The sequence below is a fragment of the Stutzerimonas stutzeri genome (assembly GCF_002890895.1).
In the GTDB taxonomy this organism is placed as follows: domain Bacteria; phylum Pseudomonadota; class Gammaproteobacteria; order Pseudomonadales; family Pseudomonadaceae; genus Stutzerimonas; species Stutzerimonas stutzeri_AB.
In genome coordinates, this window is record NZ_POUL01000005.1 from 18527 (window position 1) to 35633 (window position 17107).

A 17107-nucleotide genomic window follows, 5' to 3' on the forward strand; every position below is an offset into this window, starting at 1 on the left:
CTGGGCTCTCTCGGATTCAGGGCCAACGGCTTACTTGCCGCCAGCCTCCCAGATGGCTTGGATCTGGCTGGCCAGGCGCATCGGATCGAAGGGTTTGACGATCACATCGCGGGCACCGAGGTTGCGCAGGTGCTCAATCTCGCTTGGCTGGACCTTGGCGGTCATGAACACCACCGGGACCTGTGCCAGATCGATCCGCTCGCTGAGCCGGGTGAGGGTCTCGGGGCCGCCCATTCCGGGCATCATCACATCCAGCAGGACGAACTGTGGGGCGAAGGCTTCCACCTCTTCGAGCGCCTGGTGGCCGGATGAGCACGACTGCACCTGATAGCCCCCGATCGCCTCCAGCGAGACTTTGACCACCGCCTGAATGGACGGATCGTCCTCGACATGCAGAATCCGTTTCAGCTCGCCCATGCGAGACCTCCAACAAAAGCGTGCCTGGCGCGCTCGAAAATGAACAGTTTGCCAGCTTGCTCATCGGCTGACGCGGCACACTAGAAAAATAGTCGCTTAACCGGCTTCCTGCATTGGCAGTTCGAACCAGAAGCGTGCGCCCTTTTCCCGCTCCGAGTCGAAACCGATGCTCCCGTTCATGTGCTCGATCAGCTCCTTGCTGATGGCCAGGCCAAGGCCTGTACCGCCCTTTTGGCGGGTATCAGACGAGTCCGCTTGGGAAAACTTCTGAAAAATCCGCTGGCGGAAGCTCAGGGGAACGCCGGGGCCGGCATCGTCAACGATGACGCGGATCTGACCACCATGGCGCTGGCTGCTTAAGGTTACGACTGCTCCCGGTGGGGAGAATTTCGCCGCGTTGGACAGCAGGTTTGCCAGCACCTGCTGCAGGCGGTGCGCGTCCACGCTAACGGTTGCCGCGGCTTGCTCGCCCAGCTCGATACGTACCCCGAGCTGTTCGGCATAGGCCTGATTCGAGTGCAGTGCATCCTCCAGAATCGGCGCGAGAGGCTGCGGCTGCAGCTGGAAACTCATCTGCCCGGCAATCAGCTTTTCCATATCCAGCAGATCGCCGATGAGTAATCCGAGGCGCTGGCTGTTCTGTTGCGCGATGCCGAGCATTTGCCTCATGGCCGGCGGAGCCTCGCCAACGGCGCCGCCAAGGATCAGGCCCAGTGCCCCGGAAATCGAAGTCAGCGGCGTGCGCAGTTCATGACTGACGATGGAGACGAACTCGCTCTTCATTCGATCGACGCGCTTGCGCTCGGTGATGTCGCGCACCAGCCCAATGAATTTACGTTCACCGCGGTGACTGATTTCCGAAACGCGCAGCTCGATGGTGAACAGTTCGCCGTTGCGGCGAACCGCCTGCAATTCGCGGTTCTGCTCCAGGCTGCGGCCTTCCCCGCGTCTTTCGTAGTCTTCTAGATACCCGTCATGGGCAGCGCGATGGGGCTCGGGCATGAGGAGCGACAGGTTGCGCCCAAGCACTTCCTCTTCGCTGTAGCCGAAGGTGCGTTCCGCGGCGTGGTTGAAAGTCTCGATCAAGCCGCGCTGGTTGATGATGATGATGGCGTCGATGACATTGGCGATCAGCAGGCGCACATAGCTCTCGCGCTCATGGGCTTCGCGCTCGGCCAATGCGCGGGCGGTGACGTCGCCGATGAAACCGTCGTACCACTGCACCCGGCCATCGGCGTCGCGCAGCGCGCGTCGGTTCTCTTGCACCCAGAGCGTTTCACCGCGGGCGTTGATCAGTCGGTAGGTGCGCTCGAACGGGTCCGCGCCATCGTCCTCTAGACTCGCGCGGTCTTCAGGATGAATCAGGCTGCTGTACTGGCGTGTGCCTGGCGCTACGAAGTCGCTGGCGGGGTAGCCGGTCAGGCGTTCGATGCCGTCGCTCAGGTAACTGAGGGTCCGTTCGGTATCGACGCCGCGGCGGTAGACCACGCCCGGCAGGTTGCTGACCATGCTGCGGAAGCGGCTTTCGCTCTCACGCAAGGCGAGCGTCGCGCTCATCAGTGGGGTGATGTCAGCGATGAATCCATGCCAGAGGACGGACCCGTCGCGCAGGCGCTCGGCGTTTGCGCGCACTTCAACCCAGATCAGTCCCTTGCTTGGATTTTTGATGCGGTAACGCGTAGCACCACTGCCCAAAGTGACTACCGAGCGTTCGATCGCGGCTCTGAGGTTGGGGCGGTCAGGGTCATACACGGCGGCAAAGGCAATGTCTGCGTTTTCGACAAGCTGTTCCGGGCTGATCCCGTACAGTTCGCGTGCACCTTCGCTGGCATAAAGGAAGCTGTAGCTGCCGTCGCCGGAGCGCTTCAGCTGGTAGACCATGCCCGGCAGCAGGCTGGTGATTTTCTGCCCGCGTTCGAGCAGGCGACGGCGGGCGCGCTCCTGCTGTGTGGAGCGGATCTGGTGAAGACGTTGCACGATGCCGCGGCGGTGCAGCATGAACCCCAGCATGAGCAGCAATGCTTCGGCGATGAGCCACGCCAGGCCCCATTTCAAGAGCAGACGGCGTTCAGCCTGTTGCTGCTCACGAAGTGCCAACGTGATGTCGCGCCAGACCAGCGCAACCGCCATGGGCAAGCGACCGGGACTGTATTCAGCCCGGACGTCATGCAGCGGAATCTGGTTGAGCAAAAAGCTGCGGCCGTTTGATTCAAGCATGCGCAGAGCTTGCCCCGCTTCGGGTGCCGGTAGCGACTGCTGCTCTGCCCATTGCAGGATCTGTGGTGCCGAGTGGGTATCGAGCAACCAACCGCTTAGGCCCTCGAGCTGGATGCCCACCGGGCGCGCCCAGAGCATTTCCTCCAGTTCGGCACGGTTGACCAGCAGACCGAGACCGGCATTCAACTGATCGCCCAGTTCGGGCAGATCCGGAAGAATCTCGAACCCCACCTCCAGAGCGCCGATCACTTCGCTTTCTGGGCTGCTGCTGGCGCGTATCGGTACGATCGCCCGGTTGCCTGCGCTGTGTTGGCCGATGTCCAGTCCAGAGACGGTCTGTCCTTGGGATAACGCCTTGTAGAGCAACGGCCTGCGATCGGCCACTGCATCACCAAAGGCGTCCAGGTCCTGCATGCGCAGCAGCGCGATCCCGGCCTCGCCCCAGTAGAGTTGCAATTGACGGGCACCGTGCGCCTGCATCGCTGTCCAGGTCGGCATCAGCGACTGGGTCAGTTGCTGGCGTATGCGCGCCATGCGTGGGCCGTGCCACTGGGCGCCCGCTTTGATGGCCCGGTCTGCCTGGCGCACCAGACGCAAGGTTTCGGGGCTGGCACTGAGCGTTCGGGCAATCAGCCGGGCCTGTTTTTCCAGGCCCTGCTGGGCGCTACGCAACGCCAGTGCCTGAAGCTCGCCCTGTTGCGCCGTTTGCAACGACCAGAGTGTGCCCCGGGCCTGAAAATCATTGAAGGCCAGGCCGCCGAAGAGCAGGGCCAACAGCAGGCTGCCGAGGCCAAGTAGCCATCGAGGGCTGGAAGAATGGGGGTGAGTGCTCATGGCTCTGTTCTGGGCAAAGACCGGCGCGCCTCGCGCGGCTTCGCGCGGGGCAGACGTCCGACCGGACGAAAAAGAGTGATGGCTATATGCTATCGCGAAAGCGCCGTCCGTTGCTTTGCTGTATCGGCCGCGCGAGCTGTTTCTGTCAGACCCTGAAACGAAAAAGAAACGCTGAACGACAGGCGGCGGCTTATCCAGGGAGGCAGCGTGGATAATGAGCAAGGTCCGTGTTTGCGGATCGGCTTTCTACACCGCGAGGCAGCGACACTATGTGGTACACCGGTTTTCTCAACCTTTCCGCCTGGCAGGTCGTTGCGACCACCCTCATTCTTACCCATGTCACCATCGTTGCGGTCACCGTTTATCTGCATCGTTACTCCGCTCACCGCTCACTTGAGTTGAATGCGGGGCTCAAGCATTTTTTCCGCTTCTGGTTGTGGCTGACCACAGCGATGAATACCCGCGAATGGACTGCCATCCATCGCAAGCATCACGCCAAATGTGAAACCCCGGATGATCCGCACAGCCCGGTGCAGAAGGGGCTGGGCACCGTATTGCGTCGCGGCGCCGAGCTGTACATGGAAGAGGCGAAGAACGAGGAGACCCTGCGGATCTACGGGAAGAACTGCCCGGACGATTGGATCGAGCGCAACCTGTATTCCCGCTTTCCCAACCTCGGCATCGTGCTGATGCTCGGCCTCGACCTGGCGCTGTTCGGCGTGATCGGCCTGACGGTCTGGGCTGTGCAGATGATCTGGATTCCGCTGTGGGCTGCGGGTGTGGTGAACGGGTTGGGGCATGCGGTGGGCTATCGCAATTTCGAATGCCGCGATGCCGCGACCAATCTGGTGCCATGGGGCATCCTCATCGGTGGCGAAGAGCTGCACAACAACCATCACACCTACCCGAACTCGGCCAAGCTCTCGGTGCGCAAGTGGGAGTTCGACATGGGCTGGGCCTGGATCAAGCTGTTCAGTCTGCTCGGCCTGGCCAAGGTCAACCGCACGGCGCCCATTGCCCACCGCGTCACGCCCAAGCATCAGCTGGACATGGACAGCGCCATGGCCATTCTGAACAACCGTTTCCAGATCATGGCGCAGTACCGCAAGCTGGTGATCAAGCCGCTGGTACAGCTCGAATTGCAGCGTGCCGATACCTCCATGCGGCATCAGTTCCGCCGTGCCAAGCGGTTGCTATCGCGTGAGCCGAGCCTGCTGCAGCACGACCAGCAAGCGCATATCGAGGTAATCCTGGAGCAGAGCCAGTCGTTGCGGGTGATCTACGAGCAGCGCCTGGCCCTGCAACAGATCTGGAGCCGCACCAGTGCCAACGGCCACGACATGCTGGCCGCGATCAAGCAGTGGGTGCAGGACGCCGAGGCCAGCGGTATCCAGTCGTTGCGTGAATTCGCCGAGCACCTCAAGACCTATTCGCTGAGACCGGCTGTCGCCCAAGCCTGACCTCTGATCGGCGCGACCTGTAGCTGGTGCGCCGGCCGGAACTTTGCCTTCTTGCCACTCTCTGAACTGCATTCTGGTGCTATTGCGACAGTTACCCAGCGGGTCTCCGCCGGTGCCTGACGCCATTTTTTGGAAGCAGGTATGAATCTGGTGAAGCAGCGAAGCGACACAGGTGTCGGGATCCTTCCGCCGACTGAGGCGCAAACCCTTTTAGCGTTGATGCACGCGCGTGCCGAAGTCGAGCGCCTGAGCGAGCGCGAGCAGTTGTTCAGCACCTTGATGGGGGCTGTTAACGCGGTGCTCTGGGCATTCGACTGGCAAGCCCAGCAGATGATCTACGTCAGCCCGGCCTACGAGCAGATCTTTGGCCGCTCGGCCGCGTTGCTGCTGTCTGACTTCGGCGAGTGGCGCAACAGCATCTACCCGGACGATCTGGAGTACGCCCAGCAGAGCATGCTCGATGTGCTGGACAAGGGCGCAGTCGAAGAGCGTGAGTACCGCATCATTCGCACCGATGGGCAGCTGCGCTGGCTCAGTGATAAGTGCTTCATTGCGCGCAATGCGAACAGCACGCACGGGCCAATCATCGTCGGGATCGCCGAGGACATCACCGAAAAGAAGCAACTTGAAGGCGAGCTGCAACGCCTGGCCACAATTGACGTCCTGACCCAGAGCAGCAACCGGCGTTACTTCTTCGAATGCGCTCAGCGCGAGTTCGATCTGGCCCGGCTGTACGCCACGTCCCTGGCGTTCCAGCTGCTGGACATCGATGACTTCAAGCGCATCAACGACACCCACGGTCATCAGATGGGCGATCAGGTGCTGCAGCGCGTGGCCCAGTGCGGCTCGTCGGTGTTGCGCCGCGGTGATCTATTCGGCCGGATCGGTGGCGAGGAGTTTGCCTTGCTGCTTCCAGGTTGCCAGCCGGACCTTGCCGAGCAGATCGCCGAACGCTTGCAGCGTGAAATTCAGCGGCTGGTGTTCACCAGCCCCGACGGGCAGCGCTTTGGCGTCACCATCAGCCTGGGCGTGACCTACCTGAGAGCCAGCGATCCTGACCTCAGCGCCCTGTTCGCTCGCGCCGATGCGGCCATGTACACCGCCAAGCGTCTGGGTAAGAACCAGGTGATCGTCGCCTGAAGCGACTGTGATGCAGAAAACCGCTGCGTAGCCCAGGGCTAGCAGCTGTTTTTTCGTTTCGTAGGGGCTCAGCCTTTGTGCGTCAAGGTCGCGATCGGCTGTTGCTGGGTGATGCAGTGGATGTTGCCACCGCCGAGCAGGATTTCACGACCAGGCACCATGACGACCTGATGCTGCGGGAACAGCCTGGCGAGGATGGCCTCTGCCTCGGCGTCCAGCGGATCATCAAAGGAGGGCGCGATGATGCCGCCGTTGACGATAAGGAAGTTCACATAGCTGCCCGCCAGGCGAATCGACGGATCGCGCGGCTGACTGCCAACCAGCGGGACCACTCCGGCGCATTCCTCTTCGGTGGCATGCAGCGGCCCCGGAATCGGCATCTTGTGCACGATCAGCCGACGGTCCCAGGCGTCGGTTGCCGTCTCCAGCACCTGCATGGCGGCCTGACAGCGTTCGTAATTGGGATTGTCGCGGTCGTCGGTCCAGGCGAGTAGCACTTCACCCGGGCGAACGAAACAGCAGAAGTTGTCCACGTGTCCGTCGGTTTCGTCGTTGAACAGGCCGTGCGGCAACCAGATGACTTTGTCGATAGCCAGGTAGTCGGCCAGCACGGCTTCGATGTCTTCGCGTGACAGGTGCGGGTTGCGGTTGCGATTGAGCAGGCATTCTCCAGTGGTAATCAGTGTGCCTTCGCCGTCGACGTGAATCGAGCCGCCTTCCAGTATGAAGCCTTCGGTGCGGTAGCGATCACAGCGTTCGAGTTCGAGGATCTTCTGCGCCACCTCGTCGTCGCGCTGCCATTCGCTGTAAAGCCCGCCGTCGAGGCCGCCCCAAGCGTTGAAGGTCCAGTCGACGCCGCGTAGGCCGCCCTTGCCATTGATCAGGAAGGTCGGCCCGGTGTCGCGCACCCAGGCGTCGTCGGTGCTCATCTCCACCACCCGGATGCGTGGGTCGATCAGTTGCGCGCGGGCGGTAAGGAACTGCTCGGCTGTCGCGCACACGGTGACCGGCTCGAAGCGCGCAATGGCTTTGGCGACCGCGGTAAAGGCCGCCTGCGCTTGCGTGGCCTGCTCGCGCCAGTTGTCCGGGCGCTGCGGCCAGACCATCCAGGTCTGACTGTGCGGCGCCCACTCGGCGGGCATGTGGAAATCGTCGGCGCGTGGTGTCGTGGTCAGAGTGGTCATCGGTCTACCTGGGGGACGGCAATCTGTCGTGGCCGGATGCAAACGGCCGTTCATTAGCGGCGATATATCTGACCATGGCGGACGGCGTTCAGCCGTAACGCGTGGTGCGACTGAACACTTTGCCGATCAAAGGCCAGACTCAGGACTCCAAGGAACCGTCCAGCGTCTTGATCGGGCTATACAGGTTCGGACGGCGATCACGGAACACGCCCCAGGCGCTGCGGATGTGCTCGAGCTTGTCCAGATCGAACTGGTGCACCAGCACGCCTTCGCTGGTTTCGTCCAGCTCCTCGACCTTGGCACCGAACTGGTCGGCAATGAAGGATGAGCCGTAGAAGGTAATGTCGTAGCCGTCCTGCTCTTCGCGGCCGATGCGGTTGCTGGCGATCAGCGGCATCAGGTTGGCACCGGCATGGCCCTGCTGCACGCGCTGCCAGTGGTCGCGCGAGGTGATGCTCGAATCGTGCGGCTCGCTGCCAATCGCCGTCGGATAGAACAGCAGCTCGGCACCCATCAACGCCATGCTGCGCGCAGTTTCAGGGAACCACTGGTCCCAGCAGATGGCCACGCCAATCTTGGCGTAACGGGTGTTCCAGACCTTGAAACCGGTATCGCCCGGGTTGAAGTAATACTTCTCGTGGTAACCGGGGCCGTCCGGGATATGGCTCTTGCGATAGACGCCCAGCACCTTGCCGTCGGCGTCGATGATGGCGATCGAGTTGAAGCGTGCTCGCCCAGAGAGTTCGAAGAAGCTTACCGGCAGTACCACTTGCAGCTCCGCCGCGACCTTTTGGAAATGCTGAACGGCCGGGTTGTCTTCCACGGAAGTGGCCAGCTGCAGGTATTCAGGATTCGGCTTCTGGCAGAAATACGGCGTCTCGAATAGCTCCTGAATCAGGATGACCTGTGCGCCCTTGGCTGCAGCCTCACGGACCAGCTTCTCGGCATTGGCGATATTTGCTTCGCGATCCCAGGAACAGGCCATCTGAGTGGCGGCAACGGTGACAGTACGGGACATGAGGAACCTCGCGGATGCTGGCGTAAGGGCTGCCCAAGTCGGGCATGGCGAAATCTAGTCGATAGTTATCTGGATTAAAAGTGCTATTTATTGACTTTGAAAAGTTATTACCTTCATTAGTCCGATAAATATCGATTAAATCGGTGCTGTTCGCTTCGGTAGAAATGGCGGCAGGTACAGCCCCAGGTAAGCGTCGAATACCCGCATGCCTTCTTCGGCCATGCGTGGCGTGATGGCGCCGTGCAGGTGCACAGAGCGCGCATAGACACGGTCGCCAAGCTCCATCGCCAAGGCGAACACGTCCACCTCGTCGGGCAGCACTGGCAGCTGGAAATGCCGTTCAAAGAGGACCTGCATCAACCCGGCGAGTTCGATGTCGTGTTGGCGGTCAGCCTGGGTGACTTCCGCCAGGCCGTGCTGCGCAAGAATCAGCTGGCGGGCCGCTGCATCGCTTTGATAGATGGCCAGCATGCGTTGTTCGATCAGTCGCGAGAGGTCGTGCCAGCTATTGAGAGCGTCGTGCTCAACCGGCTCCTGCAGGCTGGCCCGGAAGGCGGCGTGGATATCAGCGGTGAGCGCCTCGAGCAGGGCCGGCACGCTGGCAAAGAAGTGGTAGACCGAGGAGGGTGGAATCGCCGCGCGCTCCGCCACGCTGTAGATCGACAGCCCACCCACGCCGGAATCAACGAGCAGCTCTCGAGCGGCGGCAAGAATCTGCGCAATCCGCGCCTGGCTGCTGGCGCGAGGCTTGCGGTTGGTAGCGGTACGCGGGGTCGGTTCGGCTGTGCTCATGGCCGTATTGGATGCCAGGCTGTCGACAGATGCAACGGTAGGCATCGCGGCTCATACCGGCTACGCCGCTGCAGGGGCTCACACGGCCGCTGCGCGGCGGCTCATGAGAAACAAGCCAAGGAGACAATCAGGCTGCCCCGTACCCAGCGGTACGGGGCCGGGCGTCAGACGGTGTGCAGGTACCAGTTGTACTCGAGGTCGGAGATCGAGTGTTCGAACTCCTCCAGCTCGCTCTCCTTGCATGCCACGAAGATGTCGGTGTACTGCGGGCTGATGTAGCGCGCCATGATCTCGCTGTCGTCCAGCTCGCGCAGCGCATCGCGCAGGTTGGAGGGCAAGCTTGGCTCGACCTGCTCGTAGGAATTGCCCTCAATCGGTTCATCGGGCGCGATCTTATTGGTCAGGCCGTGGTGAATGCCGGCCAGTACGCTGGCCAGCAGCAGATAGGGGTTGGCGTCTGCGCCGGCAACGCGATGCTCGATGCGCACGGCGTCGGGGCTGTCAGTTGGTACGCGCAGCGCCACGGTGCGGTTGTCCAGGCCCCAGCAGGGCGCGTTCGGCACGTAGAACTGCGCGCCGAAGCGGCGATAGGAGTTAACGTTCGGGCAGAGGAAGGCCATGGACGCAGCCATGGTCTGCTGGATGCCACCAATGGCGTGGCGCAGCGTTTCGCTTTCCAGCGGATTGCCGGTGGCGAAAATATTGTTGCCGTTCTTGTCCAGCAGCGAGATATGCACGTGCAGACCGTTGCCGGCCTGGCCCGGGTAGGGCTTGGCCATAAAGGTGGTGTCCATCTCATGGTCGTAGGCGATGTTCTTGATCAGCCGCTTGAGCAACACCGCGTAATCGCAGGCCTTGATCGGATCGGCGACGTGATGGAGGTTGACCTCGAACTGCGCCGGGGCGCTTTCCTTGACGATGGCATCGGCGGGAATGCCCTGCTCCTTCGCACCTTCGAGAACGTCCTGCAGGCAGTCGACGTACTCGTCCAGGTCATCAATCAGATAGACCTGGGTGGAGTGCGGGCGCTTGCCGGAAATGGGCGAGCGCGGTGGCTGCGGACGGCCGTTTACGTTTTCCTGGTCGATCAGGTAGAACTCCAGTTCGAACGCCGCGCAGATGGTCAGGCCCAGCTCATCGAACTTGCTCACTACTTGGCGCAGCACTTCCCGTGGATCGGCGAAGAATGGCGAGCCGTCTCGCTCGTGCATGGTCATCAACAGCTGGGCCGTGGGGCGTTTCTGCCATGGCTCGTTACTGAGCGTGTTGGGAATGGGGAAACAGGTCCGGTCGGAGTCACCGATGTCCATCCCCAGTCCAGAGCTCTCCACAGTGATCCCATTGATGTCGAGGGCGAACAGCGAGGCCGGGAGGTTGATGCCTTTTTCATACACCTTGTGCAGGCTGGCGCGCTCGATGCGCTTGCCCCGGACGACACCGTTCATGTCTGCAATCAGCAGGTCGACGTACTGGACCTCCGGGTGTTCCTTTAGAAATGCGTTCGCTTCGTTGAGCTGAACGGCACGCGGCGGCGGAAGCATGATGAAGCACCTTAATTGTTAAAAATTTCAATCATCAAACAGCTTGTCTTGGAGTCAATCGAAAAGCCCTGTCGCTGTCAATAGCGCCTCGAAATGCCTCATCAACGCCCACAGTGGGCGTTTTCGGGGCAATCAGGGAGGCAATCCCGAAACGCTGACATGGCTTTGCGAAGCGGAAACCCTCGGCTATTGTCTATAAAAACGAACAAGACTACTCTCCGACGAGCCCCATCTGGAAAGACGAGTATCCCATGCCTCGCGTGCCATTGATCGGCGTTTCCGCCTGTACCAGGCAGATCGGCCACCACAGTTTCCACATAGCCGGTGATAAGTACCTGCGCGCGGCGGCTGTAGCCGGCATGCCGTTGGTCATCCCGGCGCTTGGCGATCTGATCGCCCCTGCCGCCCTGTTAGATAGCTTAGACGGCCTGCTGTTTACCGGCTCGCCATCCAACGTCGAGCCGCACCATTATGGCGGCCCGGCCAGTGCCGAGGGCACCGACCATGATCCTTCACGTGATCAACTGACGCTGCCGCTGATCCGTGCGGCGGTTGATGCGGGTGTTCCGGTGTTCGGCGTATGCCGCGGGTTTCAGGAAATGAACGTCGCGTTTGGCGGCAGCTTGCACCAGAAAGTCCACGAGGTGGGGCCCTATGCTGATCACCGCGAGCGTGCCGAGGATCCCGTTGAGGTGCAGTATGGTCTAAGCCATCCGTTGCACGTGCAACCGGGTGGTTTGCTGCAGCGTCTCGGATTGCCAGCGCAGATAGAGGTCAACTCGGTGCATGGCCAAGGTGTCGAGCGGCTCGGCGAGGGTTTGCGTATCGAGGCGTTGGCATCCGATGGGCTGATCGAAGCGTTTTCCGTCGAAGGCGCGCGCAGCTTCGCACTCGGCGTGCAGTGGCATCCGGAATGGAAGGTGCATGAGCATCCTTATTACCTGGCGTTGTTCCAGGGCTTTGCCCGGGCTTGCCAGGAACGCGCAGGACGGCGCTGAGCGCGGGCCGGCACGGCGCTCGTTTCATTAATTTCTGAGGTCGATATGTCCAGCAAGCTCGACCAGCTCACCGGCTGGCTGAAAGAACGCAAGATTACCGAGGTGGAGTGCCTGATCAGCGACCTGACCGGCATCGCCCGCGGCAAGATCTCGCCCACCAACAAGTTCCTTGATGAGAAGGGCATGCGCCTGCCGGAGAGCGTGCTGCTGCAGACCGTGACCGGTGACTACGTCGAGGACGATATCTATTACGAGCTGCTCGATCCCGCCGACATCGACATGTTCTGCCGGCCCGACCCTGACGCGGTGTTTCTAGTGCCCTGGGCCATCGAGCCGACTGCGCAGGTCATCCACGACACCTACGACAAGATGGGCAATCCCATCGAGATCTCGCCGCGTAACATTCTCAAGCGCGTGTTGAAGATGTACGCGGACAAGGGCTGGCAGCCCATCGTCGCGCCGGAGATGGAGTTCTACCTGACCAAGCGCTGCGAGGATCCGGACCTGCCGTTCCAGCCGCCGATCGGGCGCTCGGGCCGGCAGGAGACGGGCCGGCAGTCGTTCTCCATCGACGCCGCCAACGAGTTCGACCCGCTGTTCGAAGACATGTACGACTGGTGCGAGGCCCAGGGGCTGGATCTGGATACGCTGATCCACGAAGAAGGCACCGCGCAGATGGAAATCAACTTCCGTCACGGCGAGGCGCTGCACCTGGCTGACCAGATTCTGGTGTTCAAGCGCACCATGCGCGAGGCGGCGCTCAAGCACAACGTGGCGGCCACCTTCATGGCCAAGCCCATGACCGGCGAGCCGGGCAGCGCGATGCATCTGCACCAGAGCGTTGTGGATCTGGAAACCGGGCGCAACATCTTTTCCAACAGCGACGGCACCATGAGCCAGCTGTTCCTGCACCACGTCGGTGGCCTGCAGAAATACATCCCCGAGCTGTTGCCGCTGTTCGCGCCAAACGTCAACTCGTTCCGCCGCTTCCTGCCGGACACCTCGGCGCCGGTGAACGTCGAATGGGGCGAGGAAAATCGTACTGTTGGCTTGCGAGTTCCAGACTCCGATCCACAGAACCGCCGCGTCGAGAACCGCCTGCCGGGCGCCGATGCCAACCCTTATCTCGCCATCGCCGCCAGCCTGCTGTGCGGCTACATCGGCATGGTCGAGGAGTTGCCGCCGAGTCAGCCAGTCAAAGGCCGCGGCTATGAGCGTCGTAATCTGCGCCTGCCGCTCACCCTGGAAGCGGCACTGGAACGCATGGAGACCTGCCGGCCGCTGGAGAAATACCTGAGCCCCAAGTTCATCACCGGCTACATCGCAGTCAAACGCGCCGAACAGGAGAACTACCACCGGGTCATCAGTTCCTGGGAGCGGGAATTCCTGATGCTCTCGGTGTAACGAACAGCCGTGGGGTGGATGAAGCGTCTTTCATCCGAGACCAAACAAACACTACCAAGAGGTGATTGATGAGCGATTCGCAAACCCTGCAATGGCAAGCCCTGAGCCGCGACCATCACCTGCCGCCGTTCACCGACTTCAAGGCGCTCAACGCCAAGGGCACGCGCATCATCACGCGGGGCGAGGGCGTCTACCTCTGGGACAGCGAAGGCCACAAGATCCTTGATGCGATGGCCGGGCTCTGGTGCGTCAACCTCGGCTATGGCCGCGAAGAGCTGGTTGAGGCGGCGACTCGGCAGATGCGCGAGCTTCCTTATTACAACCTGTTTTTCCAGACCGCCCACCCGCCGGCGCTGGCACTGGCCAAGGCCATCGCCGAGATCGCGCCGGAAGGCATGAACCATGTGTTCTTCACCGGCTCCGGCTCGGAAGCCAACGACACCGTGCTGCGCATGGTCCGTCACTATTGGGCGATCAAAGGGCGGCCGCAGAAGAAAGTGGTGATCGGTCGCTGGAACGGCTATCACGGCTCAACCATCGCCGGTGCCAGCCTGGGCGGCATGAAGGTCATGCACGAGCAGGGCGACGGGCCGATTCCGGGCATCGAGCACATCGACCAGCCCTACTGGTTCGGTGAGGGCGGTGACCTCGATCCGGACGAATTCGGCGTTCGCGTGGCGCAGCAGCTTGAGCAAAAGATTCTGGAAGTAGGCGAAGACAAAGTCGCCGCTTTTATCGCCGAACCGATCCAGGGTGCCGGCGGCGTGATCATTCCGCCGGATAGCTATTGGCCGAAGATCCGTGAAATCCTCGCCCGCTACGACATCCTGTTCATTGCTGACGAAGTCATCTGCGGCTTCGGCCGGACCGGCGAATGGTTCGGGAGCGACTACTACGGCAATGCGCCGGACCTGATGCCCATTGCCAAGGGCCTGACGTCCGGCTATTTGCCCATGGGCGGCGTGGTGGTGCGCGACGAAGTGGTGCACACCCTCAACGAGGGTGGCGAGTTCTATCACGGCTTCACCTATTCCGGGCATCCGGTAGCGGCGGCGGTGGCGCTGGAAAACATCCGCATCCTGCGCGAGGAAAAGATCGTCGAGCGGGTGAAAAGCAAGACGGCACCCTATTTGCAAACTCGTTGGCGTGAGCTGGTCGAGCATCCGCTGGTGGGTGAGGCCCGAGGCGTCGGCATGCTTGGCGCGCTGGAGCTGGTGAAAAACAAGAAGACCCGCGAGCGTTTCGCTGACCCTGGCGTGGGCATGCTCTGTCGTGAGCACTGCTTCCGTAACGGTCTGGTGATGCGCGCCGTGGGAGACACCATGATCATTTCGCCACCGCTTGTGATCAACGAGGAGCAGATCGACGAGCTGATCAGCAAAGTCCGGTTGTGCCTGGACGCGACGTTGAAGGATGCACGGGGTTGAGTGAACTGGCGCCGGCAGGATGCTTCCGGCGCCGGATAGCGACTTGAAACGCGTCCGCGCGGAACGTATGCAAGCTGTTGAAAAACAGCCAGCGACCTTGCCAGACTGCGCGCGTGCTTTGGCCTGACTTACCGAGGGTGTGTCGATGCCGGCACACCATGAGCTGCCCACAGCCCAACAGATGACTACAACAGGAGCTGCACGGATGAAAACCTTTGCCAAGACCCTACTTGCGATGACGCTGGCTGGCGCGGTCGCCGGCGCTGCGCAGGCCGAAGACAAGGTACTACACGTCTACAACTGGTCCGACTATATCGCCGAAGACACCTTGGAGAATTTCACCAAGGAAACCGGCATCAAAGTCGTCTACGACGTATTCGACAGCAATGAGGTGCTGGAAGCCAAACTTCTCGCCGGCAGCTCCGGCTATGACGTAGTCGTACCGTCCAACCCCTTCCTGGCGAAGCAGATCAAAGCCGGGGTGTTCCAGAAGCTCGACAAGAGCAAGCTGCCAAACTGGGAAAACCTCGACAAGGATCTGCTAAAAGCGCTCCAGCCGAGCGACCCGGACAACCTGTACGCGGTGCCGTACATGTGGGGCACCATCGGCATCGGCTACAACCCTGAGAAGGTCAAGGCTGCTCTGGGCGAAGACGCTCCGGTCGATTCCTGGGACCTGGTGTTCAAGCCGGAAAACATGGAAAAGCTGAAATCCTGTGGCGTTTCCTTCCTCGATTCGCCCACCGAAATCCTTCCGGCTGCACTGCACTACCTGGGCTACAAGCCTGACACCACTAACAAGGACGAGCTGAAGAAGGCTGAAGAGCTGTTCATGCAGATCCGTCCGAGCGTGGCCTATTTCCATTCCTCGAAGTACATCTCCGATCTGGCCAACGGTAACGTCTGCGTTGCCATCGGCTACTCCGGTGACATCTACCAGGCCAAGGCGCGTGCCGAAGAAGCCGGCAACGAGGTCACGGTCAAGTACAACATTCCCAAGGAAGGCGCAGGCACCTTCTTCGACATGCTGGCGATTCCAGCTGATGCGAACAATGTCGACGAGGCTCATGTCTTCCTCAACTACCTGATGAAGCCTGAGGTAATGGCCAACATCACCAACTATGTGCAATTCCCCAATGGCAACGCTGCCGCCACGCCGCTGGTGGATGAAGCGATTCGTACCGACCCGGGCGTCTACCCGAGCCAGGCCGTTCTGCAGAAGCTCTACACCTTCCCGGACCTCGATCCGAAGACTCAGCGCACCATGACTCGCAGCTGGACCAAGATCAAATCCGGCCGTTGATCCACCCGTCTCGCCAGGCCTGTTCGCGGGCCTGCGCGAGGCTTCACCAACCCTTTCAGGCGGCGAAGTACCGACCCGCAACGCTGGCTTGCGATCCGGCTGCGGTGCCTCCTACGGGCGTGACCGTCTCGTCTGTTACGCCGTGCCAGTTGATTTTTAGAGGTTTTTCCAATAAACAGCCCGCCTTTCGCCCACTGATCGCGCGGTCTGCACCAAGAGGACACTCTCATGCGCTCGACATTGAAGTCGCTTCTTATAGCCGCTGCGGTCAGCGGTGCTGCATCCGCTCAGGCTGCCACGGTGCATATCTACAACTGGTCCGATTACATCGGCGAAACAACACTGGAAGAATTCGAAGAAAAGACCGGCATCAAGCCTGTCTATGACGTGTTCGATTCAAACGAAACCCTTGAGGGCAAACTGCTCGCTGGCCGGACCGGCTATGACGTGGTGGTGCCCTCGAACCACTTTCTCGGCAAACAGATTCGCGCTGGCGCTTTCCAGAAACTGGACAAGAGCAAGCTGCCCAATTGGGAGCACCTGGATCCCGCGCTGCTCAAGCAGCTCGAGAAGAACGATCCGGGCAATGCCTATGCGGCGCCCTATCTATGGGGCACCAATGGCATTGGCTACAACGTAGAAAAGGTCACGGCTGCGCTGGGCATCGAGAAGGTCGATTCCTGGGCGGTAATTTTCGAGCCGGAGAACGCCAAGAAGCTGGCCGGCTGCGGCATTGCCTTGCTCGACTCGCCTGATGAAATGATCCCGGCGATGCTCAACTACCTCGGCCTGGACCCCAACAGCACCGACCCGGACGATTACGCCAAGGCTGAAGCGAAACTGCTAGAAATCCGCCCCTACGTCCGCTATTTCCATTCATCCAAGTACATATCGGACCTGGCGAACGGCAACATCTGCATAGCCGCAGGCTTCTCCGGGGACATCTTCCAGGCGGCGGCGCGCGCCGACGAAGCCGGCAAGGGCATCGACATCGCTTATACGATTCCTAAAGAGGGCGGCAATCTCTGGTTCGACATGCTGGCCATTCCGGTCGACGCGCAAAATGTCGAGGAAGCCCATGCCTTCATCAACTATCTGCTCGAGCCTGAGGTGATCGCGTCGGTCAGCGATTACGTGGGCTACGCCAACCCCAATCTCAAGGCTGGCGAGCTGATGGATCAGGAGGTGCGTAACGATCCGTCGGTCTATCCCCCACAAGCGGTGCTGGATCGTCTGTACGTCTCCGCCGAGCTGCCACAGAAAATCATTCGCCTGATGACCCGTACCTGGACCAAGGTCAAGTCCGGTCAATAGCCACACCGGGCAAGGCGGGAGTCGTTGCTGGTCTTCCGTCCTGCCCTTGCAACATGTC

13 protein-coding genes are annotated in these 17107 nt (G+C 61.0%); 7 read left to right on the plus strand and 6 right to left on the minus strand.

Annotated elements, in window-relative coordinates; translation table 11 throughout:
• Positions 1-30: 30 nt before the first annotated feature.
• Together CXK96_RS10630 and CXK96_RS10635 are read right to left on the minus strand one after the other, a co-directional pair.
• Positions 31-417, minus strand: coding sequence for a response regulator (locus CXK96_RS10630; protein WP_102836436.1), 387 nt, complete (start codon positions 415-417; stop codon positions 31-33).
• Between the two features lie 96 nt (positions 418-513).
• A complete protein-coding gene (locus CXK96_RS10635) occupies positions 514-3468 on the minus strand; it encodes a PAS domain S-box protein (RefSeq protein WP_102836437.1) in 2955 nt (984 codons plus the stop codon).
• A 269-nt stretch (positions 3469-3737) separates the two neighbouring features.
• Between CXK96_RS10635 and desA the strand changes: the two genes are divergently transcribed.
• On the plus strand, positions 3738-4928 hold the full coding sequence (desA, locus tag CXK96_RS10640; protein WP_102836438.1) for a delta-9 fatty acid desaturase DesA: 1191 nt from the start codon (positions 3738-3740) through the stop codon (positions 4926-4928).
• 141 nt (positions 4929-5069) lie between these two features.
• Entirely contained in the window at positions 5070-6068 is a 999-nt protein-coding gene (locus CXK96_RS10645; protein WP_102836439.1) for a GGDEF domain-containing protein, read from the plus strand.
• A gap of 68 nt (positions 6069-6136) precedes the next feature.
• Here CXK96_RS10645 and aguA read toward each other — a convergent pair whose 3' ends face one another.
• The 4 genes from aguA to CXK96_RS10665 form a co-directional block, all read right to left on the minus strand.
• The gene (gene aguA, locus CXK96_RS10650) at positions 6137-7252 is read right to left on the minus strand and encodes an agmatine deiminase (RefSeq protein WP_102836440.1); all 1116 of its coding nucleotides are present in this window, start codon (positions 7250-7252) and stop codon (positions 6137-6139) included.
• Between the two features lie 139 nt (positions 7253-7391).
• Positions 7392-8270: an N-carbamoylputrescine amidase gene (gene aguB / locus CXK96_RS10655; RefSeq protein WP_102836441.1), complete on the minus strand. Its 879-nt coding sequence runs from the start codon at positions 8268-8270 to the stop codon at positions 7392-7394.
• A 135-nt stretch (positions 8271-8405) separates the two neighbouring features.
• Positions 8406-9062 carry a TetR/AcrR family transcriptional regulator gene (locus tag CXK96_RS10660; protein WP_102836772.1) on the minus strand — a complete coding sequence of 219 codons (657 nt, stop codon included), beginning with the start codon at positions 9060-9062 and terminating at the stop codon, positions 8406-8408.
• Positions 9063-9226: 164 nt separating this feature from the next.
• Entirely contained in the window at positions 9227-10603 is a 1377-nt protein-coding gene (locus tag CXK96_RS10665) for a glutamine synthetase family protein (protein ID WP_102836442.1), read from the minus strand.
• Between the two features lie 251 nt (positions 10604-10854).
• Here CXK96_RS10665 and CXK96_RS10670 point away from each other — a divergent pair, with 251 nt between their 5' ends.
• From CXK96_RS10670 to CXK96_RS10690, 5 genes are all read left to right on the plus strand, one after another.
• Positions 10855-11601 carry a gamma-glutamyl-gamma-aminobutyrate hydrolase family protein gene (locus CXK96_RS10670; RefSeq protein ID WP_102836443.1) on the plus strand — a complete coding sequence of 249 codons (747 nt, stop codon included), beginning with the start codon at positions 10855-10857 and terminating at the stop codon, positions 11599-11601.
• 45 nt (positions 11602-11646) lie between these two features.
• Complete coding sequence (locus CXK96_RS10675; protein ID WP_102836444.1) at positions 11647-13005, plus strand: glutamine synthetase family protein; 1359 nt, start codon at positions 11647-11649, stop codon at positions 13003-13005.
• Positions 13006-13073: 68 nt separating this feature from the next.
• A complete protein-coding gene (locus CXK96_RS10680) occupies positions 13074-14432 on the plus strand; it encodes an aspartate aminotransferase family protein (protein ID WP_102836445.1) in 1359 nt (452 codons plus the stop codon).
• 205 nt (positions 14433-14637) lie between these two features.
• The gene (locus tag CXK96_RS10685; RefSeq protein WP_102836446.1) at positions 14638-15735 is read left to right on the plus strand and encodes a polyamine ABC transporter substrate-binding protein; all 1098 of its coding nucleotides are present in this window, start codon (positions 14638-14640) and stop codon (positions 15733-15735) included.
• A 228-nt stretch (positions 15736-15963) separates the two neighbouring features.
• Positions 15964-17049 carry a polyamine ABC transporter substrate-binding protein gene (locus CXK96_RS10690; RefSeq protein WP_102836447.1) on the plus strand — a complete coding sequence of 362 codons (1086 nt, stop codon included), beginning with the start codon at positions 15964-15966 and terminating at the stop codon, positions 17047-17049.
• The last annotated feature ends 58 nt before the right edge of the window (positions 17050-17107 follow it).

Bases quoted from the DNA above. Each gene is read 5' to 3' on its own strand.
- CXK96_RS10690 (WP_102836447.1), top strand. From the start codon at position 15,964: ATGCGCTCGACATTGAAGTCGCTTCTTATAGCCGCTGCGGTCAGCGGT.
- CXK96_RS10675 (WP_102836444.1), top strand. From the start codon at position 11,647: ATGTCCAGCAAGCTCGACCAGCTCACCGGCTGGCTGAAAGAACGCAAG.
- aguB (WP_102836441.1), bottom strand. From the start codon at position 8,270: ATGTCCCGTACTGTCACCGTTGCCGCCACTCAGATGGCCTGTTCCTGG.
- CXK96_RS10645 (WP_102836439.1), top strand. From the start codon at position 5,070: ATGAATCTGGTGAAGCAGCGAAGCGACACAGGTGTCGGGATCCTTCCG.
- CXK96_RS10635 (WP_102836437.1), bottom strand. From the start codon at position 3,468: ATGAGCACTCACCCCCATTCTTCCAGCCCTCGATGGCTACTTGGCCTC.
- CXK96_RS10660 (WP_102836772.1), bottom strand. From the start codon at position 9,062: ATGAGCACAGCCGAACCGACCCCGCGTACCGCTACCAACCGCAAGCCT.
- aguA (WP_102836440.1), bottom strand. From the start codon at position 7,252: ATGACCACTCTGACCACGACACCACGCGCCGACGATTTCCACATGCCC.
- CXK96_RS10665 (WP_102836442.1), bottom strand. From the start codon at position 10,603: ATGCTTCCGCCGCCGCGTGCCGTTCAGCTCAACGAAGCGAACGCATTT.
- CXK96_RS10685 (WP_102836446.1), top strand. From the start codon at position 14,638: ATGAAAACCTTTGCCAAGACCCTACTTGCGATGACGCTGGCTGGCGCG.
- CXK96_RS10670 (WP_102836443.1), top strand. From the start codon at position 10,855: ATGCCTCGCGTGCCATTGATCGGCGTTTCCGCCTGTACCAGGCAGATC.
- CXK96_RS10630 (WP_102836436.1), bottom strand. From the start codon at position 417: ATGGGCGAGCTGAAACGGATTCTGCATGTCGAGGACGATCCGTCCATT.
- CXK96_RS10680 (WP_102836445.1), top strand. From the start codon at position 13,074: ATGAGCGATTCGCAAACCCTGCAATGGCAAGCCCTGAGCCGCGACCAT.
- desA (WP_102836438.1), top strand. From the start codon at position 3,738: ATGTGGTACACCGGTTTTCTCAACCTTTCCGCCTGGCAGGTCGTTGCG.